At 50.8% G+C, this 21,902-nt stretch carries 18 protein-coding genes; 9 read left to right on the top strand and 9 right to left on the bottom strand.

Going from position 1 to position 21,902, the window contains the following annotated elements; translation table 11 throughout:
* Nucleotides 1-152 precede the first annotated feature (152 nt).
* Entirely contained in the window at nt 153-1,268 is a 1,116-nt protein-coding gene (gene ada / locus A6301_RS12315; RefSeq protein WP_234257885.1) for a bifunctional DNA-binding transcriptional regulator/O6-methylguanine-DNA methyltransferase Ada, read from the top strand.
* Nucleotides 1,269-1,430: 162 nt separating this feature from the next.
* Here ada and A6301_RS12310 read toward each other — a convergent pair whose 3' ends face one another.
* Nucleotides 1,431-2,285: a DMT family transporter gene (locus tag A6301_RS12310; RefSeq protein WP_107168216.1), complete on the bottom strand. Its 855-nt coding sequence runs from the start codon at nt 2,283-2,285 to the stop codon at nt 1,431-1,433.
* 201 nt (nt 2,286-2,486) lie between these two features.
* On the opposite strand from A6301_RS12310, the gene A6301_RS12305 reads away from it, so the two are divergent.
* The gene (locus tag A6301_RS12305) at nt 2,487-2,942 is read left to right on the top strand and encodes an Lrp/AsnC family transcriptional regulator (RefSeq protein ID WP_094432061.1); all 456 of its coding nucleotides are present in this window, start codon (nt 2,487-2,489) and stop codon (nt 2,940-2,942) included.
* 18 nt (nt 2,943-2,960) lie between these two features.
* Nucleotides 2,961-3,617 carry a DNA oxidative demethylase AlkB gene (gene alkB / locus A6301_RS12300; RefSeq protein WP_234257884.1) on the top strand — a complete coding sequence of 219 codons (657 nt, stop codon included), beginning with the start codon at nt 2,961-2,963 and terminating at the stop codon, nt 3,615-3,617.
* Between the two features lie 83 nt (nt 3,618-3,700).
* Here alkB and A6301_RS12295 read toward each other — a convergent pair whose 3' ends face one another.
* The 6 genes from A6301_RS12295 to A6301_RS12270 form a co-directional block, all read right to left on the bottom strand.
* Nucleotides 3,701-5,230: an FAD-dependent oxidoreductase gene (locus A6301_RS12295; RefSeq protein WP_234257883.1), complete on the bottom strand. Its 1,530-nt coding sequence runs from the start codon at nt 5,228-5,230 to the stop codon at nt 3,701-3,703.
* 110 nt (nt 5,231-5,340) lie between these two features.
* Nucleotides 5,341-5,688: an FMN-binding protein gene (locus tag A6301_RS12290; RefSeq protein ID WP_107168213.1), complete on the bottom strand. Its 348-nt coding sequence runs from the start codon at nt 5,686-5,688 to the stop codon at nt 5,341-5,343.
* Between the two features lie 46 nt (nt 5,689-5,734).
* Nucleotides 5,735-7,111 carry an MFS transporter gene (locus A6301_RS12285; protein ID WP_205541267.1) on the bottom strand — a complete coding sequence of 459 codons (1,377 nt, stop codon included), beginning with the start codon at nt 7,109-7,111 and terminating at the stop codon, nt 5,735-5,737.
* 1 nt (nt 7,112) lies between these two features.
* Nucleotides 7,113-8,075, bottom strand: a complete 963-nt coding sequence (gene nrfD, locus A6301_RS12280) for a cytochrome c nitrite reductase subunit NrfD (RefSeq protein ID WP_234257882.1) — start codon at nt 8,073-8,075, stop codon at nt 7,113-7,115.
* On the bottom strand, nt 8,068-8,766 hold the full coding sequence (locus tag A6301_RS12275; RefSeq protein ID WP_107168210.1) for a 4Fe-4S dicluster domain-containing protein: 699 nt from the start codon (nt 8,764-8,766) through the stop codon (nt 8,068-8,070). The genes nrfD and A6301_RS12275 overlap by 8 nt, the downstream gene beginning before the upstream one ends.
* 506 nt (nt 8,767-9,272) lie before the next feature.
* Complete coding sequence (locus A6301_RS12270; protein ID WP_107168209.1) at nt 9,273-10,238, bottom strand: alpha/beta hydrolase; 966 nt, start codon at nt 10,236-10,238, stop codon at nt 9,273-9,275.
* 277 nt (nt 10,239-10,515) lie between these two features.
* Between A6301_RS12270 and A6301_RS12265 the strand changes: the two genes are divergently transcribed.
* The 6 genes from A6301_RS12265 to A6301_RS12240 all read left to right on the top strand — a co-directional run bounded on the left by A6301_RS12265 (nt 10,516) and on the right by A6301_RS12240 (nt 17,767).
* A complete protein-coding gene (locus A6301_RS12265) occupies nt 10,516-11,415 on the top strand; it encodes a LysR family transcriptional regulator (protein ID WP_234257881.1) in 900 nt (299 codons plus the stop codon).
* 172 nt (nt 11,416-11,587) lie between these two features.
* Nucleotides 11,588-12,802: a D-mannonate dehydratase ManD gene (gene manD, locus A6301_RS12260; protein ID WP_107168207.1), complete on the top strand. Its 1,215-nt coding sequence runs from the start codon at nt 11,588-11,590 to the stop codon at nt 12,800-12,802.
* 14 nt (nt 12,803-12,816) lie between these two features.
* Entirely contained in the window at nt 12,817-13,839 is a 1,023-nt protein-coding gene (locus tag A6301_RS12255; protein WP_234257879.1) for a Zn-dependent oxidoreductase, read from the top strand.
* A gap of 208 nt (nt 13,840-14,047) precedes the next feature.
* Complete coding sequence (locus tag A6301_RS12250) at nt 14,048-15,421, top strand: MFS transporter (RefSeq protein ID WP_234257878.1); 1,374 nt, start codon at nt 14,048-14,050, stop codon at nt 15,419-15,421.
* Between the two features lie 102 nt (nt 15,422-15,523).
* The gene (locus A6301_RS12245; RefSeq protein WP_234257877.1) at nt 15,524-16,990 is read left to right on the top strand and encodes a mannitol dehydrogenase family protein; all 1,467 of its coding nucleotides are present in this window, start codon (nt 15,524-15,526) and stop codon (nt 16,988-16,990) included.
* Between the two features lie 90 nt (nt 16,991-17,080).
* Nucleotides 17,081-17,767 (top strand): GntR family transcriptional regulator, encoded by a 687-nt coding sequence (locus tag A6301_RS12240; RefSeq protein WP_011092523.1) that lies wholly within the window; start codon nt 17,081-17,083, stop codon nt 17,765-17,767.
* A 138-nt stretch (nt 17,768-17,905) separates the two neighbouring features.
* Here the strand turns inward: A6301_RS12240 and A6301_RS12235 are convergent, their stop codons facing one another.
* Together A6301_RS12235 and A6301_RS12230 are read right to left on the bottom strand one after the other, a co-directional pair.
* On the bottom strand, nt 17,906-20,137 hold the full coding sequence (locus A6301_RS12235) for a LamG-like jellyroll fold domain-containing protein (protein ID WP_234257876.1): 2,232 nt from the start codon (nt 20,135-20,137) through the stop codon (nt 17,906-17,908).
* 367 nt (nt 20,138-20,504) lie between these two features.
* Nucleotides 20,505-21,878 carry an esterase-like activity of phytase family protein gene (locus tag A6301_RS12230; RefSeq protein WP_234257875.1) on the bottom strand — a complete coding sequence of 458 codons (1,374 nt, stop codon included), beginning with the start codon at nt 21,876-21,878 and terminating at the stop codon, nt 20,505-20,507.
* Nucleotides 21,879-21,902 lie beyond the last annotated feature (24 nt).

The following is a 21,902-nucleotide window of genomic DNA, read 5'->3' as shown; positions in this document are numbered from 1 at the left end:
GGAAGCACTATTCGTATGAGAAAGAAAATCCGAATGAAAAAGCAAGAGTTGGACGTGTGCACTAGGCGGCTTTGGTTTAGCGTTAGCGCAGGGTGTGACTTTCCGTAATAGTAAGATTGGCAGTAATACTGAAACCGGAATGGGGTGTGTACATGCGTAACGACACGATGCTTAACGATATGCCGTTTCAGAATGCAGATTCTCGCTGGCAGGCGATAGTGACGCGCAATAAAGCGGCTGATGGCTGGTTTATCTACGCAGTAAAGACGACGGGCATCTACTGTGCACCGTCTTGCGCATCACGTCAGCCTCGGCGTGAAAATGTGCTGTTCTTCACGACGGCTGATGAAGCGCAGGCGGCGGGGTATCGCCCGTGTAAACGGTGTCGGCAAGGAATCATGTCACGGCAAGAACAGCAGGCACAGCAGATTGCCCGCGCGTGTCGGATGATTGAACAGTCGGAGCGTTCGCCAACGCTGGCGATGCTGGCTCAGGCCGTGGGGATAAGCGCGTTCCATTTTCATCGCCTATTCAAAACCACAACCGGTCTGACACCCAAACAGTACGCCAGCGCCCACCGTCACCAGCAGTTACGTGAAAAATTGGCAGACAACGGCGAGGTGACCGCAGCGATTGTCGCGGTGGGCTATGACACCAGCGGGCGCTTTTATGCCGAGGCTGGTGCGCATTTAGGGATGACGCCGACGGTGTTTCAGCACAAGGGAAAGGGGATGACGATCCACTTTGCCGTTGGCCGCTGCTCACTTGGTGAGATTTTGGTGGCGGAAAGCGAGAAAGGGATCTGTGCGATCCTGCTGGGAGACGAACCTGAACCTCTGCTCAACTCGCTTCAGGAGATGTTTGCTAATGCGCATTTGGTCGGTGGTGATGCGACGTTTGAACAACGGATGGCGCAGGTTGTCGGATTTGTCGACGATCCGACCATCGGGCTGACGCTGCCGCTTGATATTCGCGGTACGGCATTCCAGCAGCGTGTTTGGCAAGCACTACGGGCGATCCCGACAGGAGAAACACTGAGCTACAGTGAGGTTGCTCATCGGATTGGAACGCCCGCTGCCGTGCGCGCTGTCGCGGGTGCCTGTGCGGCGAACCGGCTGGCGGTTGTGATTCCTTGTCATCGTGTGGTGCGGCATGATGGGACGCTGTCCGGCTATCGCTGGGGTATTGAGCGTAAGCGTGCTCTGCTGGAGAAAGAGCAGATGGAGAAAGAACAAGCCGCACATCATTCAGAGGACTCGCTGCCGTGAATCGTGGTTTATTTGCCGATGAAACGCCACCGTGCGGTAAGGCTGACAGGGCGAGCTAAGCGTCTGCAACTCGTGTGGCTTCGGCATCTCCTGCAAATTATAAACGTAACGCAGCCCTGGAATTATTCAATGGCATGGTGAGTTTTTCGTTTTTCTCTTTGCTCATTTATTTTTCACCGTCTTTGATTTTGCACAATACGTTGCTCCCATACAGGCAACGGTAATTGCCAGTATGCCGCTAGATTGAGCGAAGCTAAGTTTTTCTCCCAATATAAAAAAACCAGATAATGCACTGACGGCGGGCGATGCACTCATCAGAATTCCAAAGGTATTGCTAGATAAGCGGCGCAGCGCATAGATATCCAGTAAAAAAGGTAGCGCACTCGACATAATCGCAATCAAGAAACCGAGCATGAAAATATCGGGAATAAGAAGTGCAAAGCCGCTCTGATAAATACCGATTGGTACGATAAACAGTGAGGCAAAAACAGTGCCAATAGCAACGCCACGACTACCAAACTCTGCCGCTTTGCTGCCAACTCGTACGTACATTCCCCAGCAAAAAGCGGCGGCTATGACGTAGGCGATCCCGCGTGGATCTAGGGAACCATTCTGGTTGCCTAACGGTAGTAGTAGAAGTCCAAGAATGGCAAAACTGATCCATACCAAATCGGATTTTTGGCGCGAAGCGAGCATTGCAACGGTGAGTGGCCCCAATACTTCAATGGAAATGGCGATGCCCACGGGAATGTATTTGAATGACATATAGATGAGGATGTTCATTGCCCCCATCATCACACCGTAGACGGCGAGAGTTTTCCATCCCTTTTTGTCCGTTCGTAATTGCCAGGGTTTAAATACGGCAGCGAGCAACAGCATGGCGATACCCACTCTTAGCGCAGACATACCAAATGGCCCCACCACGGAAAAGGCACTTTTGGCAAAAGCAGCCCCCACCTGGATAGAAATAAGCGAAACGAAAACAGCCAGTAATGGCAGGTGAACGGATTTATTCATTATGGTGTCGATATTTCTTGGTTAAAAAAGAACAAGTTGGCAAATATTTAGAAAAACGGTTTTGCCACCATCATTGGTATCGTTAGCGCGGTAAATTTTACCAATGACATGGTGGTGGATGTGTGCAAACATCTTCATGTAATGCATTTAAATTGACGTAAAGCGGCAAGATATTTTCTTTTTTGAAGGAAACGGCTAAGTATGAAATTAGACGCTATCGATCGTCGTATCCTTGCTGCCTTGGTCAGCAACGGCAGAATGACTACAGCAGAGGTGGCAGAACGCATCGGGCTTTCGCCTACGCCTTGTGGGAGACGTATCCGGCAGATGGAAATGGCTGGGGTGATTGAGGGGTATTCCGTAAAGCTGAATCCCAATGCACTTGGTCTGGGGATTTGTGTTCTGATTTCAGTTAAATTGTCTCGCCCTAATCCTGGAGCGCATCGAGAGTTTGTTAACGCGGTGAAAGGCATGGAAGAAGTCACAGAATGTATGCTTGTGACAGGAGAAAGTGATTACATGCTGAGAGTATGGGTAAAAAGCATGGACACGCTGGCGGATTTTGTCACTACCGAGCTTCAGGGGATACCTTGTGTCGCAGAAACGTCGACTACGCTTGTGATGAAACACATTGGTGGGACACCGTTGGTTCCCTAGTGAGATAGGCTAAATACCGTGAATTTTGATTTATTTGCCGACGAAACGCCACGTCGCTGGACAGAAACGCTGGCGCCGGGTGCGGTCATCCAGCGTGGTCGCGCCTATGACGACGCCCCGGCGTTGTTTGCGGCACTGAAAACCGTCATTGCACGTGCGCCACTGCGTAATATGATCACGCCGGGCGGCTTTGCGATGTCGGTGGCAATGAGTAACTGCGGTCGGCTCGGCTGGGTGACGGATGAACGCGGCTATCGTTACACCTCACGCGATCCGCTGAACGGGGAAGCGTGGCCTGCGATGCCGGAGATTTTTTTCCGATTGGCGAAGCAGGCGGCGAGCGACGCTGGTTTTGCAGATTTTGAACCGGATGCCTGTCTGATCAACCGCTATGATGTTGGCACGCGTATGTCTCTGCATCAGGATAAAAACGAACAGGATTTTCGCCAGCCAATTGTGTCCGTCTCGCTGGGGCTTAGTGCGACGTTCCTGTTTGGCGGTATGGTGCGTAGCGATAGAGCAAAACGAGTTCCGCTGACACACGGCGATGTGGTGGTCTGGGGCGGCGAATCGCGGCTCTATTTTCACGGTATTCTGCCGTTGAAAAATGGCAGCGTGCCGGAAGGAATGACCGATGAATGCCGTTTTAATCTGACGTTTCGTAAAGCGGGATAAGGGGAAGCACAGGGAGGCTTCCCCTGTAGTTCCCCGGTGTCTCTCGATGCTCAAACGATCGAGACTAGGTTTAAGGGTCGGGCTTATTTTTTGCTGAATTTCATGTAATCAAGGGCGCTTTCTGCCGCGATTCGACCTGAGTTGAGCGCAAAGCCAAACGTGCCGCCGCCTAACAGCAGATCGTAGGTATCGCCATACATACCTGCCGCATCGTTACCCGTGACGTACAAACCCGGAATGACCTCGCCGGATTTATCTATCGCCTGCATTTTCTCGTCGATCTTCACGCCGCCGAGTGTACCCAGCGCGGCGGGCTGCATTCTCACCGCATAGAATGGCCCAGTTTTTACCGGACGTAGGTAATCCATGTTCTTGTTAAACACCTCATCCCGTTTCTGCGCCGCAAACGTGTTGTTTTCTTCCAACGTATGCTTCAGCACGCTGGCATCAACCCCCATCTCTTTTGCCAGCCCGTCGACGGTGGCGGATTTGAAGACGAAGCCGCGATTTTTCTGACTTTCTTTCGTAAATTCGCTATCAAATTTTGTCAGCTTGGTATTGGCGATCACCCATTCGCCAATCGGCACGTCAATGCCATCTTCGACGTAATGCTTACGGGAGGTTTCGTCGAAAATGGAGTACATGATGCCGCCCGCCTTTGACAGCGCGTTGCCGGAGTGTGGCCAGATAATGACATTGGATTCATCGGTAAAGCGGCGGCCGTGTTGGTCAACCCACAGATAGGGCTGACGCGCGGCGGCCAGCAGGTGAGAGTTGGGGGCGTAGTCTGGTAGGCCGGGGCGATAGGCTTGCAGCAGCCCGAGGCCGTCCGGTTTGGCACCGGCTTTCCAGGCCATATTAATCCCGTCGCCGTCTTTACCGACGTTGCCAACCATAATGGTGTCGGGGAACGCGGCGTATTTTTGCAGCATCTCTTTATTGTTGGCGTAGCCACCGGTTGCGATGATGACAGCCTTGGCGTCTATCTGGAAGGTATTGCCTTCGCTATCTTGTGCGATGACGCCCGTGACTTTACCGTCTTTCACGACCAGATCTTTACCCGCCGTTTTTACCAGCGTGGTGACATCCATACTTTTAAACTGCTCGTGGAATGTCTTGATCAGGTGGCGTCCGTGGCCGGGGCCGTCAATCACATGCCAGGTCAACATACCGCCGGGGCCACCGGGGCCGATGTATTCAAATTTGATGCCTTTCGACTTCACCCACTCAATGGTGTCTGCGGAACGGTTTACGAAGGCGCGAACCACGAAGGGATTGGCCATCCAGTGGCTGTACTCCATGATGGTCTTAAAGGCCATATCGGGCGTTACCACAATTCCCTGACGTTTCTGCATGCTGCTGTTGGCCGCGAAGATGCCTTCGGCAAAATTACCTGTGCCACCGACAACAGGCTGTTTTTCCAGTAAGACGATTTTTGCCCCTTTTTCCGCGGAAGCCATGGTTGCCGAGGTGCCAGCCGCACCTGCCCCGATGATCACGATATCGGCGCTTTTCGGGATTTCCGGCTTTGCTGCGTCCGCCGCTTGTGCGGTAGACCAGCTCATCATCGAGAGACAGAGCGTCGCGAGTACACGTTTTCTGAAGCGTTTCATGATGTTTTCCTTGATGTGATTAATATTCTTACAACACGGTGTGTGACCGCCGCGTTCCCGCTGCCGTGTTTCGCGTATGGAGAGCGTTGCGCGTGGAGAACCGGGCGGTATTAATTCGCTTTGGCCTGTGAATACGCGTCTTCCGACGCCTCTTTTACCGCCTCGCTGGTCATCGTGGCGCCAGATATCCCATCAACCTGTATGCTCTGTTTTTCGGTCATGGTTTTTGCGAGTTCAATGGCGGCTTCCCCACCGACTTCGGGGGTCTCTTCCGGGGCATCAATCGTCGATTTGAGGACTTTCCCTTGCGCATCGATATCTAACGTAACGGTGACGTCTCCACCGATCCCCTGTCTGGCGGCGGAATAAGTCCCGGCTTTAAAATTCCCTTCTTGTGCAACGGCGGTTCCCATTACGAATAACAAGCAAAGCGGAAGGATTCCTGAGCATATTTTCATATCAATAGTTCCATGAGTTTTTGAATGAATACGGTGAATAGCCACGTTATCTCCCATGAATAAAGTGATAGCCGTCATTGTTATTGAGTGGCCTGAATATCAGGCAGCACATCGGTAAGCCAAGGCCGAGTAATAAAAACAACAGGCTAAAAGGATTAAGATTGAAGAGGACTTCAAACTGGGAAAGAAAACGCAAGATTGGGAACGTTAGCGTCATACTGAGCATGACGGAAAGCAATTGGCTAATAGTCAGTAGATTATTACCGCTATGGTACGTGCTGTTATTCAGGTTGCTAAAAGCCAGCGTGCTTTCTGCTGAATATAAGGTCGAAATCAGCACACCCAACAGCATGACGATAATGCCGATGAAGGGCATTGCTCTCTCTTGTACGGCGGCACTCAGGGCGAGAACGCACAGCGACGTTACACTGGTTGACAGCATCAACAGCCGCCGGTAGCCAATACGCTTGACCAGCGGCTCGAACAGCAACTTTGACAGCAGTGCGCCACTGGAAAAAATCAGTAAAATCAGGCTGGTTTCTGCGGGTTGGCAGGCCAGCGTCGTTTGTAGCGTTAATGAAAGGACGACTGGCGTTGACGCCAGTAGCGTGCGCGTCGCGATGCCGCCAATAATACCGACAGAAAAGGTTCTAATGCTAAACAGGGCGCGCGGGAATAAGGCTGTTTCTGCAATGAGGTGTTGTCGGTAGTAAAGAAAAACCAGCCCCAGCGTGCTGCAAGACAGAAATAACATGACGAACGTTGGCAATATATTTTTCGTGGCGCTGGTTAACATGAAAGCGATAAGAAATAACATCAAAATAGGAAAGGCCACTTCATAGGCACCCGTGCGTGACGTCTCGTTTATTGCTGCAACTGGTATATATTTGCTTGCCAGAAAAAAGCAGATGAAAGCCAGTGGAATATTGACGAGGAAAATAGCCTGCCACGAGAGAAAGCTAACCAGAATATTACCGAGCACGGGGCCGAGCAGGGTGCCAAGCAATCCCAACAAGGTCACCCGATTAAGAAAGCGTAACTTCAGGCTCTGCGGTGTGGTACGCAATATCACGGTTCTGATGATGGGTAACATAAGCGCACCGCCAATGCCTTGAATAAAGCGGTACACGCTTAAGCTGCCGAGTGTGGTAGCCGTCATGCACAGTAGCGAACCGAGTGTGAAAGTGGCGATCGCTATCTGGTAGGTTTTCCTTTCTCCGAGTCGTTCCGCCAGCCAGCTATTGGCCGGTGTAAACGCGACGACTGTGACAATATAAGAAATCACGATCGTTTCCATATGCAACACCGGTTGACGCAGCGACTGCGCGATAGCTGGAATAGCGGTATACACCATGGTGGTATCCACGGATTGCATGAAAAAGGTGGTTGAGGCAATCCAGAATAAAACCCATGACGTATTCATTTTAGGCCACCGTCATTTGTCCGGCGTAAAGCACGAACAGTCGTAGCAGGAACACGCCGAACAGGCTCATGACGGCTAAGGTAATCACTTGCCCTTTGCCGGAATGAGCAGAAGATTTGCGTACCCGATTGATAATCGAGGGGATCACAATGCCGATGCCGATAACGCCAATCCAGAATACGCTTCCCCAGAAGCCTGACAGTGCGGTCTGAGCGGCGACAACTTTTTGCCCGCCGCCAAGCAGCAGCCCGACAAAAAACGCCAGCAGTAGGAACAGCTCGGCATACACCACCGGGGTTTCTACACGATGGATGAAGTGCAGGGAGCGTGAATCTCCAGAGGTCTGACGCCCCCACGCGCTGGCCAGCAGCATGACGGCAATACCGGATGTGGTACCGGATACTAAAAACAGGACGGGCAGAACGGGGTTATTCAAGAGCGGGAACGATTTCAGGGCGGACAGCAGAAAGCCGGTATAGCAGCCGAGCAGGATGGCCAACACCAGCAGCAAGTTTTCAATCAGTGCGGCCTTGTTGACGATTGTCGCCGCCACCTTACGCGCTAGTGCAGCCAGTGCGGGACGGTGCCAGACGGCCTCAAGCTGCGTCAGCCATCCGTCATGGTAAAGCGTGATGAGCCATAACAGCATCACGACGAAATACACCTGAAAGAGCATCACCCCAAGCGACATGATGGAAGTGGGATTGTAAAAGATCATCAAATACCAAAAGGTCAGCGGTTGAGTCAGGTGAAAAATCAGAATCACTAGCCCGAGGATGACGGCAAGCGGTGCCACGATGGCGGTGGCTTTGATCACGCGATTACTGCCGTGATATTCGCTGGGAACATAGCGCCTGAGGAGCATAGAGAGCGTGACCATCCCCGCTGAAATGCCGACCAGAAGAAGGTAAACGGCGATGGGCCAGTCCCACACCAGCGTGTCGAACGTGAAGGCGTTATGCATTGTCGATGGCTCCTCGTTTCCCTGGAATACGATAGAGTTGGGGTTCGGTGCCCAGATAAACCTTGGAGCGGTAGGTCGCGTTGCTCTCAATCATCTTGGCAATGTTGCTTTCAGGATCGTTAAGATCGCCAAATACCAACGCTTTGGTCGGGCAAATCTCGACGCAGGCGGGCTGTTTCCCGGCGGCTAGATTGGATTCGCGACAAAAATTGCATTTGTCGGCCGTTTTCGTGACGGGGTTGATGAAGCGCACATGGTAAGGACACGCGGCAATACAATAGCGGCAGCCCACGCAACGTTTATCGTTGACGTCGACAATACCGGTGAGCGCATCCTTGAAGGACGCCCCCGTTGGACAGACGGCAACGCAGGGCGGATTCTCACAGTGCTGACAGGACTTACGGAAAAATTGCTTAATCGCACGTGTTTTCTCGACAGCGGGAATATCGACGGTTTGCAATATATCCAAGCGCGTGACGCCATCAGGGACGTTATTCGTTTCTTTGCAGGCCTTGATACAGGCTTTACATCCGATACAACGCATTTCGTTATGTAATAAACCATATTTAACGGCTAATTTACCCTGCGTTTTTTCTGGTTCATTTTGCGCTTGAGCGAGGCCGACATTTCCGCTAACAGCAATCGCACTTCCCATATAGGCAATAAAACGACGGCGAGATAATTCTTCCATATTATAAATCTTCACAGTGAGGTGAAATTTTCGTGAACACCCAATTTTTCATGGATGTTATTAATCCAGCAATAGCGCTAATATTTCGCACGTTGACGCGAATAAAAAACAGTGATTCATCATTACGATGAAAATAATAAATAGGCCATGTTGTTATTGTGGCTTTATTGGAGCATGGCGATAAAAGGCTAAATGTGACCAAGCGCACATTTGTTTTTTTGTAGAATCGTATATGACAAATATGGATTTGTTATAAGTGAGTTTTGATTTTATTTATTCCTCTCGTTCATTTAAGAAATCGTGTTTCTATTGTATAGACGTACGCTGTTATTTTTATTCTCGTGATAAAAGTGAATAATTGATGTGTGTCAGATTACTTGTTTTTTATATGAGGAATGTAGGGAGAGATAAATGGATGATGACCTTTTTTGTAACAAATAAAAAACGTTAGTGCTTAATAGCACTAACGTTTATGTAGTATGCGTCATTCAGTGTGCAGATTGATGTCAGGGTTTTAGGTGTTTATCAAGAAAGCGGACGGTAATTTGCATGATTTCCGGTTGTAACCAGTGTGGCCCGCCGTGCTCTGCGCCCTTAACGCTGTAGTAGGTCGATTCGATATTTTTTGCCGTCAGAGCCTGATGCAGTCGCTCGGTCTGGCGTGGAGAAACTATCGTATCGTTCGTGCCATGCATGATGAGAAATGGAGGCGTGGCATTGCTGATAAAGTTAATCGGGTTAGCCGCTGCCGCTTTGTCTGGATAACGGGTGATTGCACCTCCTTCATTAAACACCGCAGTGCCGTTGACCCAGATAGCTTCAGTCGCAGAAGGTGATGCGTGTTTCTGCACGACATCGTCAGGGAAGCCTTCACCGACGAGCGTCAGGTCGGATAATCCATAGAAATCGATAACGGCCTGGACATCACTACTTTGATCGAGATTATCGCCTTTATCGTAGGTTTTTGAACCATTCGTCGTCCCGGCAAACGCTGCCAGATAGCCTCCCGCCGAGGCACCGAAAACAGCAGCGTGCTGACCATCAATACCGAATCTTTTCGCGTTTGCTCGCAGATAGCGAATCGCGGACTTTACATCTTCCAGCGGCGAAGGGAAAAGTACGGTAGGAGCGACACGATATTCCATGCTGGCAACGACGTAACCCGCTTCGGCAAGGCTAAGACGCTGTTGCAGATAATTATCTTTATTGGCGTTAATGAAGCCGCCGCCGGTAATGAATAATACGACGGGGAGGGCTTTCTTCGCCTCAGGCTGAAGAATATCCATTTTTAATGCAACATTTGGATAGCCCCGCATTGATACCTGAGAATAAACGACATCGGAGATTAACTTCACCGATGTCGTTTCCTGCTTGACGGTGATTTCATGTTGATTCTGTGCTGCATTGATTGCGGTAGCGCTCATCATTGCCAAGGTCGCCAACCCTATTTTTGTTGTTTTCGAATAATCCATATCTTAAATCCTTTTGTTAGGGGTATGTGAATTTTTTCAACTTGTGATAAGTAATGTTGTATTTGTAAAAATAATATTAAAAAATCTTTAACCTTATAAGTGGGACGTCTTGAGCTAATAAATTATTTCCTCGTTGATAATAAGTTGACTATATCTGCTATTAACGCTATTTCTCATGAATTAAATGTGCATCTAATCACATTTGATTATTTACAAACCCCTATAATTGTCATTATGGGTGGTTATAAACGAGACAGTTGATGCGTAATATAAAACAATGTTGAGTATAAAGCGTGTGATTTATTATCAGGAACTCATTCGAGTTGGGAGTTTCACTAAAGCGGCGAAGGCGCTGAATATTTCTCAGGCTTTTTTGTCACAGGAGATCGCACGCCTAGAGATTGAAACGGAAAGAAAACTGATCAACAGAACCACTCGACAGTTTTCTCTGACGCCATTTGGGAAGATCTTTGCTGACAAAATTCAGGGGATGATTAAAGAACACTATGAGTTGGAGCAGTTTGTCAGCAGCTATGAGGAAAGCTCGGACGGTGCGCTACTGGTTGGCGTGATCCCGATTTTTAATCGTCTGGCGCACTACAATGTGTTTAACCTGTTTCAGAAAGCCTATCCCAATATCGATATCTCTTTCATTGACGGCGTGAGCACCGATTTACTGGAAAGGGTGCGCAACGGCGAGATCCATCTGTCTTTCTCGACGCCTTTTGATGAATATCTGAGCGATCCTTTATTTCATCACACCATTTGTCAGATTGATGACATTGTTGCCGTGATGGCGACGTCGCATCCCCTTGCTGACAATAAAATGCTAAGTCTGCCGCAGCTGGTAAAAGAAAAGCTGATCGTTCCGCAGAAAGGAACCGGGGAGCATGCCGCTGTTTCTGAATCCTTCGCCAGACAGGGGATCAATCCCAGCTACTTCCGTGAATGCAGCAACATGGACATCATTATGGATCTGGTGATCAATCTGTCTGGCGTCGTTTTCCTGTGTTCGTCCGTCGCCAAAAGCCTGACTGCCTACGATGTTGCCGTGATTCCGCTGGAAGAAAAGTTGAAAAGGACGTTCGCCATTAGCTACCTGAAGCGCAGCGTGAATATTCCCATGGTGCGCCTGTTTTTGGATTTTCTGAAAGGTTACCGCGAGCCCGATCGGTAGCGCGTTTTACTCCCCCCGCAATTCATTCCAGTTCCTTTTCTCCACTATTCACGGGTTTTAGATGAATGTTGCAAATGTGAATAAATGTGAGGCAATTCAAATTATCGTTATTAATATACTTGTATGGTAGTCAGCATAAACGAATGATTACATGCATAGAAGGATAAGTAACGTGAAGATTGTCAGCGCTGAAGTGTTTGTCACCTGCCCGGGACGGAACTTTGTCACCCTGAAAATTACGACAGATAGCGGATTAACCGGCCTCGGCGATGCGACGCTCAATGGGCGTGAGCTGCCGGTCGCCTCTTACCTCAAAGATCATGTGTGTCCGCAGCTTATCGGGCGTGACGCGCACCAGATTGAAGACATTTGGCAGTATTTCTACAAAGGCGCGTACTGGCGTCGTGGACCCGTGACCATGTCCGCGATTTCGGCGGTCGACATGGCGCTGTGGGATATCAAGGCTAAAGCCGCCAACATGCCACTTTATCAACTGCTGGGCGGCGCATCGCGCACGGGCGTCATGGTGTATTGCCACACGACAGGCCACTCGATTGATGAAGTGTTGGATGATTACGCTAAGCATCGCGATCAGGGTTTCAAGGCGATTCGCGTGCAGTGCGGCGTGCCGGGCATGAAAACCACCTATGGCATGGCGAAAGGAAAAGGGCTGGCGTATGAGCCCGCGACGAAAGGCAATTGGCCGGAAGAGCAGCTGTGGTCCACAGAAAAATATCTCGATTTCACGCCGAAGCTGTTTGAAGCGGTGCGCGATAAGTTTGGCTTCAACGAGCACCTGTTACACGACATGCATCATCGTCTGACGCCGATTGAAGCGGCGCGCTTTGGTAAAAGCGTTGAAGATCATCGTCTCTTCTGGATGGAAGACCCGACGCCGGCGGAAAATCAGGCGTGCTTCCGTTTAATCCGTCAGCACACCGTCACGCCGATTGCCGTCGGTGAAGTCTTTAACAGCATTTGGGATTGTAAACAGCTGATTGAAGAACAGCTTATCGACTACATCCGCACCACGATTACCCACGCGGGCGGGATTACCGGTATGCGTCGTATCGCCGACTTTGCGTCGCTCTATCAGGTACGCACCGGTTCGCACGGGCCGTCGGACCTGTCACCAATCTGCATGGCGGCGGCGCTGCATTTTGATCTCTGGGTGCCAAATTTCGGCGTGCAGGAATACATGGGCTATTCGGAGCAAATGCTGGAAGTGTTCCCACATAGCTGGACATTCGATAACGGCTATATGCACCCAGGCGAAAAACCGGGGTTGGGCATTGAGTTTGATGAAAAGCTGGCGGCTAAATATCCCTATGACCCCGCTTATTTGCCGGTTGCCCGTCTGGAAGACGGTACGTTGTGGAATTGGTAATCAGAGGCCAAAACATGAAAAGCATTGTGATACAGCAGCCAAATTCGCTGGTAATTGAGGAACGCAGTATTCCACAGCCGGCGGCAGGTGAAGTTCGGGTGAAAGTGAAGCTGGCGGGTATCTGTGGTTCAGATAGCCACATCTACCGCGGACATAACCCGTTTGCTAAGTACCCACGTGTAATCGGACATGAATTCTTCGGCGTGATTGAAGCCGTTGGCGACGGCGTAGAAGTGTCTCGGCTGGGCGAGCGTGTCTCGGTTGATCCGGTAGTGAGCTGCGGCCACTGCTACCCTTGCTCAATCGGCAAGCCGAACGTCTGTACTTCTCTGGTGGTGTTGGGTGTGCATCGTGATGGCGGATTCAGCGAGTACGCTGCCGTACCGGCGAAGAATGCGCACGTCATTCCCGATGAGATTCCCGATGAATTTGCCGTGATGGTAGAACCCTTCACGATTTCCGCCAACGTGACGGCACAGGTGAAACCAACGGAACAGGATGTTGCTCTGATTTATGGCGCAGGACCGATGGGTTTGACCTCGGTTCAAGTACTGAAAGGTGTGTTCAACGTGAAAGAAGCGATCGTCGTTGACCGTATTCCCGAACGTCTGGACATGGCATTGCGCAGCGGGGCAGACAGAGTCATCAACAACGCATCACTGTCATTAAAAGACGAATTGGAGACGCTCAATATCAAGCCTACGCTGATTGTTGACGCGGCCTGCCATCCGTCTATTTTGCAGGAAGCGATTACGATCGCTTCTCCTGCGGCACGCATCGCCATCATGGGCTTTTCTAGCGAACCTTGCCAGATCAGCCAGCAGGGGATCACCAGCAAAGAGCTCTCTATTTTCTCATCGCGCTTGAATGCCAATAAATTCCCTATCGTGATTGAGTGGCTTAAGGAAAAACGTATCGATCCGACAAAGCTGATTACACACCGATTTGATTATCAGCAGGTAGTACAGGCGATTGAGGTCTTTGAAAAAGACCAAAAACGCTGCTGTAAAGTCCTGCTGACGTTTAATGATGCATGACACGCTATTGGCAACAGGGGATATATAAAAGGGAAACACACTATCGATTACAGAAAACTATAATGATTCCTTTGAAGTAATTATTTCTCTCTTAATCACTCCAGACCATAAATAACGGACTGGAGTGGATTACGACACCATGATGAACGGTAATTTTATTTACTGTGCCTGTGCTCTACCATAATTACAAATCGTCGAGAGTATATATATGAATAAGCATAAAATAGCATCTGGACAAGATAAACCTGCAAGAAGTACCTCTGACTTAGTTAAAGCAGCGGTATCCGGTTGGTTGGGTACCGCATTGGAATTTATGGATTTTCAGCTGTATTCGCTCGGGGCAGCACTGGTCTTTCATGAAATATTCTTTCCTGAACAATCGGCGGCGATGGCGCTGATTCTGGCAATGGGCACCTATGGCGCAGGTTATATTGCGCGTATTGTCGGTGCCTTTATTTTTGGCCGAATGGGTGACTCCATCGGTAGAAAGAAAGTGCTCTTTATTACCATCACCATGATGGGGATCTGTACCACCTTAATCGGCGTGCTGCTGACCTATGCACAGATTGGTATTTTCGCGCCGATCTTGCTGGTGACCTTACGTATTGTGCAAGGGCTGGGTGCAGGTGCGGAGATTTCCGGTGCAGGCACCATGCTGGCCGAATACGCACCGAAAGGGAAGCGAGGGATTATTTCCTCACTGGTTGCCATGGGGACCAACTGCGGTACGCTCAGCGCCACGGCTATCTGGGCTGTGATGTTTTTTGCCCTCTCCAGAGAAGAGTTATTGGCGTGGGGTTGGCGTGTACCGTTCCTGGCCAGCGTCGTCGTGATGATATTTGCGATCTGGCTGCGTATGAACCTGAAAGAAAGTCCGGTCTTTGAAAAAGTCAGCAATGATGTCTCCGGTACTGAAGAGCCGTCCTCTGCTCTGGTGGTTGAGCAAAGCGAGCAAAAATCCATATTGTCGATGTTCAAAGGCAAAGCGTTTTGGCTGGCAGTCGGGTTGCGTTTCGGTCAGGCGGGAAATTCAGGACTCATTCAAACCTTCCTAGCAGGGTATTTGGTTCAAACACTGTTGTTTGAGAAATATATTCCGACTGACGCTTTGATGATTAGCTCTATTATCGGTTTTATTACCATTCCACTATTAGGATGGCTGTCAGATAAAATTGGTCGTCGTGTGCCTTATATTATTCTGAATATCTCGGCGATATTGTTAGCTTATCCAATGCTCTCTCTTATCGTTGATAAAGAGAATAGCGTTAATGTCATTATCGTCAGTATTATCATTATTCATAACTTCGCGGTGCTGGGGTTATTTGCACTAGAGAATATCACTCTGGCGGAAATGTTCGGTGGACGCAGCCGCTTTACGCAAATGGCGATTGCTAAAGAAACCGGTGGTTTGGTTGCTGTTGGTTTTGGTCCGGTATTAGCCGGTATTTTCTGCAACATGACCGGTTCCTGGTGGCCAATTGTCGTGATGCTGATTGTCTATTCACTGATTGGTTTATTCGCGGCTATCAGCATGCCGGAAGTCAAAGATCGCGATTTAGATGAATTAGACGACGCAGCATAACGTTCAGCTTGCCATTATTCGAGTTGCAGATGAGTCGATCTTTCTGCAACTCGAATTATTTAGGGTGTCGCCATATTTTTGAATCAACTATCAGGGATAACGATGAGTATTAATGAGTTTTCTACGCTTAAGCCGCAGGTTGTGGTACCGCGTTACGACCGACGCCTGCTAAAAACACGTATTGCGCATATTGGCTTTGGCGCATTTCACCGGGCGCATCAGGCGGTCTGTGCCGATAAGCTGGCGGCGGAGCACGGTAGCGACTGGGGCTATTGCGAGATTAACCTGATCGGCGGCGAGCAGCAGATCGAAGCCATTCGCCAGCAAGATTTACTGTGGTCGGTTTCCGAAATGGCGGACAGCGGCTGGCATAGTCGGGTCATCGGTATAGCGACCCGTGCGCTGCACGCGGAAGTCGAGGGCATTGAGGCCGTGCTGGAAGCGCTAAGTGCGCCGGATATCGCCATCGTCTCGATTACCGTGACGGAGAAAGGCTATTGTCACCATCCGGCTACCGGGCAATTGAATAGTGAACATCCGCTGATTTGCCACGATCTAGCGTTACCCGCAGAACCACGCTCCCTGCCCGGCGTGATTCTGGCTGCGATCAAACGCAGACGGGAACGTCAGTTACCGGCATTCAGCGTGATGTCCTGCGACAACATGCCAGAGAACGGACACGTTACGCGCAACGTTATCGTGCAGTTGGCCGAACAGCAGGATGTCGAACTGGCGCACTGGATTGAACAGCACGTCACCTTTCCTTCCACGATGGTTGACAGGATTGTTCCCGCTATCACCGAGGAAACGCTGGAAACGATCCAAGGGCAACTGGGCGTCGCCGATCCGGCTGGGGTCGCCTGCGAGCCGTTCTTCCAGTGGGTGATTGAAGATAACTTTGTTAACGGCCGCCCCGCATGGGAAAAAGCGGGCGCGGAGTTGGTACAGGACGTGCTGCCGTTTGAGGAAATGAAGCTGCGTATGCTCAACGGTAGCCACTCGTTTCTCGCGTATCTGGGCTATCTTGCTGGCTACCAGCACATCAGCGAGTGTATGCAGGACGGTGCGCTGGTCGTGGCGGCACACCATCTGATGCTGCGTGAGCAGGCACCGACGCTGCGTACGCAGGGGGTCGATCTCGCCGCCTATGCGGATGCGCTGCTGGATCGCTATCGCAACCGGGCGCTAAAACACCGCACCTGGCAGATTGCGATGGACGGCTCGCAAAAACTGCCGCAGCGGATGCTGGATTCGATCCGCTGGCATCTGGCGAACGGCAGCCGTTTTGATGCGTTGGCGCTCGGTGTGGCGGGGTGGATGCGTTATGTCGGTGGTATAGATGAGCAAGGGCAACCGATTGAAATCAGCGATCCGTTGAAAGAGGTGATTGCTGAAACCGTGCAACACAGCGTAGAGGGTGAAAGCCGAGTCGCGGCATTGCTGACGCTGACGGCGATTTTTGGTGAGGATCTACCGAAGAACCCCGCTTTTGTAGCGTCGGTGACGCAGCACTATCTGTCATTGTTAGCGAAGGGCGTGAAAGAAACGTTGCAGAAGATAGTCTGGTAGACCGAAAAGCGCAGCGAGTTCGGTAACACTGACACTCGCTGCGCTAAGCGTGTATCATAAGCGCTAAATTTCTTGGCTAAGCACAGCGGCATGGACACCTCTTTTCAGATTAACAACAGCGAACCAGTCAACCAGCAAATTTATCGCGTACTGCGTAAAGACATTGTGGAATGCAATATTCCGCCGGGTAAGTTGCTGTCTGAAAAAGAAATCTCTGTGCGTTTTGATGTTTCCCGCCAGCCGGTTAGAGAGGCTTTTATCAAGCTGGCCGAAGCCGGGCTGGTGCAGATCATGCCGCAGCGCGGTACGTTTGTGATGAAGATCTCCGAGCAGCGCGTGGCGGATGCTCGCTTTATCCGTCAGGCGCTGGAATGTGCCATTGTGCGTCGGGCAGCCGAAATGGTGACAGATGAGCAACTGCTAACGTTGGAGCACAACTTACGCCGTCAGGAACTGGCCGCGCAGAATGAACAGGTGCGCGAGTTCCTTAGCCTCGATGACAGCTTCCATCAGCTTCTGACACAGATTGCCAACTGTCCGCTGGCGTGGGAAACCATCGAATCGATCAAAGCAACGATGGATCGCGTGCGTTTTCTCAGCCTGAGTCAGGTATCTCCTCCGCCAAGCCTGATCCAACAGCACTACCTGATTTTTAGCGCCCTGAAAGCGCGCGATCCCGATGCGGCGGAAAAAGCGATTCGTGAGCATTTGCAGGAAATGATCTATTCGATCACGCCGATTGCGCAACAGAATAGCGATTGGTTCGAGCACGCCTGAGTAGCTGCCGCGTTAAATGATCTCATGGGAAACACTCGCTGAAGCCATTGTCCTCAGCGAGTGCGGGACGTCATCCTATCCTGTTACCGCTCTCACTGCATTGGCGTTTTACGCGCCCGGTTGTCATGGTTTACTACCTCAGCGCGATAACGCCGCAATTTCACTGCCGCTTAAGGCACCATCATAAATTTTGAAATAATCATACCGGCCTTTCATATAAGGATCGGTCGGGTATTGCGAACGCCCAAGATACGCGGCATTCAGCTCACCGAGTTGATAAGGTGCCTGAGTGAACGTGTCGCTGCGTGCCACTTCGGTACCGTCAATATAAAGAACGGCGACATTGTCTGACATTGTCATTGCGGCAGTGACCCAGCGACCAAGTGGGAAGGTATCCGTCGTGCTTTCAAAGGCCTCCATCATATAGCCATGGAGAATCGACATTCGGAAGGACATTTTTCCGGCATTGCTAAACGGCAACAGCGCGATCCAGCGACGGGTGCCGGAACCCATGTCGAAAATGCGCGCCCAGACCCGCCTGTCGTCAGCACAAAAGCGGGTAACGACGGTGAAATCTCCCAAATTCTCCATCACTTTTCCGGGCAGGCTGACATAGCCATCGATGCCGTCTAAAACCAATGCAACGCCGGAGCCGTCTGGCCCCGTTCCCCAAGTGGCTCCGCCGTGTAAAGTGCTGTTTCCCCATTTTCCTGTGCTGTCAGCCAGCATGGTTCCCGAACCTTCATTGAACGCCAGATGGAAAATTTCTTCTGCTTTGATCGCGACACTGACTGTATTAGACGCTGAGGTTTCCGCGCCATTTACAATAGCCTTAACGCGATAGTCATAGCGGGTTGCGCTGGTAGCGATGTCTTGATCGGTGTAGGTCAGAACATCGGTAATGTCGTAAGCGATGACGCTAAATGTGCCATTCACCGAGGCTGAACGCTCAAGTGTATAGCTGGTTGCGCCGACGACACCCCACCATGAAAGCTCAATACGTTGTCCACGGCGATAAGCGGTTAACCCCGTGGGCTTAAGGGCCGCGTTCTCGACGGCCTGTTCGCGGGTATACAGCAACGTGCCGTAGCCCGTACCATCGCCGCCGCCGCCGTTTTCTGGTGAAAGTCTCTGCACTTGTTTATAGACGTAGGGCGTATCAATCCCTTTGCGTTTGGCGTAGTGGTTATAGATGGTTTCCCAGCAGGGTCGGTTGTTCCCTTGACTCACCGTGCCTAGCCCTTCCATCCAGCCGTGTCGGTTACGATAGGTTTTCCACGGCACGGAATGATAGGCACCGCTTGTGTCGGCAAGATTCGATTTCGCGACATATTCGGCACCCGCGAGAAAACGGTTGTTGGCATAGCCGTAAATATCGTCTCCCTGATTCCACGCCATTTCACAAAATGCCACACCTAAGCTCATTCCTAGCGTGGTATGCCCCTGATCGCGGCCGCTTTCTTGCCACTGACCCAGATAGCCGGGGTGTAAATGAACCACGGCCTGCATGCCCGCGCCGTTGCCCTGACCATACTTGTAGTAATCAAGTGCTTCCTGATAAATGTCAGGGCGGTCGCACAGCACGCCAATCGCCAAAATGTTGGCAATCGCACACTGGTCCCAGTTAGCCCAATAGTTGGTGATATCCGCGCCGTTGTGAACGTCTAAAAAATTACGCGACATCGGGTAGAAAATGGTCAGCATCATGTTCTGGAAACGCTCAAGGTCAACCTTGGCCCAGCCGGAGTAGGTGCGCATAATCTCTGCGACGTTAGCAAACTGGTAACCGTAGATACCCGCGGCTAGCCAGCGGTCTGCATTCCCCGTGATGGTTTTCAGGGTAGAAGACCAGGCGTTGAGATAACGCAGTGCCTCATCGGCATAGGACGTATCCTGAGTGATTTTCCAGCGTACCGCCAGACGATAAGATCGTTGTACATCGATATACAGCACGGGAAAATTTTGCCCGTCGCCCCCGCGGACAAGCGTTTCTGTCGCCCGAGGATTGGCACCTATTTGTGAATACACATCGGCAATAAAGGGGGCCCAGGCTTCTGTCCACGGGCTCTCTTTTCTGGCGAGCTTTTCTCGGATACGAGAAAAATCCTCTTCGGTATGCAAGAGACCTGGGTGCGAGAAGGTACGATCTTCGGCATAAATTGAGGGCGCAATAGCGCCTGTTGCCACTGCGGCGATGGCTCGAGTGAGAAAATTACCTTTGAATTGACCTAATAATCCACTGACAGCCGCACCTGCTCCGGCTTGTAAAAAGCGGCGGCGAGGCAATGACCCCAGCTTTTCTGCTTTAGCGTGTGAATCAATAGATGTGTTTGAATTCTCGTTGTGTCGCTGTTGCAGTATTTTTTTCATGGCAGTTTAACTTCCCTATTTAACATGTGTGTTGAATCACTTCATCGATTACCAACACCGTGCCGGTTTTCCATAACCTGTCGATTATCAAGCAACGGAAAAAGGCTGTGTGATTCCCTTGTTGCTCTGTATCTGTATTTTTTGATCTGTGGTGCATACCGTGTGCTGAAAATAAGACTTTCTTTATTGAAGTGTCGAGGGAAATCGTGCTGGAAGAATTTTGCTCTCTTGGCGGATAAGCATAGGAAGCGCTCATTGATTTTTTTGATGAAAATCAATGAGCATAAAGCGTTATGTCAGCCTCTTCTCTGGCGCTGCGCTTTGGTGAATGTCAGGCTCCAGGCATTATCTGGTTGAAAATAAGACCTTATTGAAAACGTGACTTCAGCGGCTGTGCCAGATGAATCAACCACAGCTCGTTATCGGCTTCTGGCTTCTCCAACGGTTTGATGGCTAACGTCGTCTCGACCGCCTTGCCATCTCGCGTCAGTTTGCCATCGGCAGTAACCTGGTAGTCGTCCGCTTTATCTTTCGCCTTCACGGGGGATTTCAGCTCGGATTGCAGGCCAAAGTCGTTGTCGTTAATGACGGCCAGCGTTTGTTTATCCACCAGCGCCAGACCTTCTACTTTCTCCTGCTGCCAGCCGAGCTTACGCAGATCCACCAACTCCTGCTTGTGCGCTAGCGTTATACCGCGTTTTTCCAACTGCGCGAGGTCGTCAAATTCTGGCGATTTACCGTTGGCATCGAATGGCGTCAGGTCACTTGCTTTACTGAGATCGACCAGATAGATGCGATTCTGCATCTGCTTGTCTTTATCCGCTCCTTGCTCGACCAGCAGGATGCGTTGATTATCCAGAGCGACGATATCGCCAATCTTGGCATCTTTCGCTTTCTTATAGCTGTCGATGTTGATGGGGTAGCCCACCATGCGGCTGGTTTGCGTTTCCGGGTTAAACATCACCAGACGCGTAAACTGCGCTTTGTTTTTGGTTTTGCCGTCGATATCCAGCGTACTTTGCACGGCCATGACAATCGTACCGTCCGGCAGGCGAGTCAGCCCTTCAAAGCCCCGATTTGGCTGACGCCACTTGATGATGTTTGGTAAGCCGCTGGCAACGGAGTGCTCATTGCCCGTAGGTGTTGGCCCAAATTTTTGCAGAATTTTCCCGCTGGCATCAATATGGATCAGGAACGGGCCGTATTCGTCACACAGCCAGAATCCACCTTTACCATCCGGCGTGATCCCTTCGGTGTCCAGCCCGCGCTGGCTGGTGCTGAGCGGCTGTAACGCGTCATTCAGCGCCACTTCGTTGGTGGTACCGATAAAATCCGCAGGCAGTGGCAGGCCGGTGATGTTGCCCTCGGCATCGTGCAGCGAGCGTGGGTTTATGGCTTCGGCAGCTTTCGCGCTCACCCGAATATCCATAATTAGCGGTGCATAATCGGGGCTAGCGAAGATTTTAGCCTCTTTCTCTCCGACCAACGGCGCATCGGCGTTCGGGCCACGATCGGTGATGGTAGTGAACATTAGGTCATCGCCTTGTTTGCCCGTGAAGTAAAGACCAGAGCCGATACCGACAGGCAGACCGTTGGGAAAATTTTTGGCGAATTTGCCCTGATATGAAACATGATCGCTGGCCGGGAAGGTGACGACATAACGCGTCACTTTTTCTCCTTCGGCCTGAACGCTGAACGGCAAAAATCCGGCAACCAGCAGTGCTAACAACGTGTGTTTCATGCTATTCCCCATCAAATGTCATTG

Source organism: Pectobacterium sp. IFB5596 (assembly GCF_021432585.1).
Lineage (GTDB): Bacteria > Pseudomonadota > Gammaproteobacteria > Enterobacterales > Enterobacteriaceae > Pectobacterium > Pectobacterium punjabense.
Note: the sequence above shows the minus strand (reverse complement) of the source record. Positions and strands in the feature narration are given on the sequence as shown.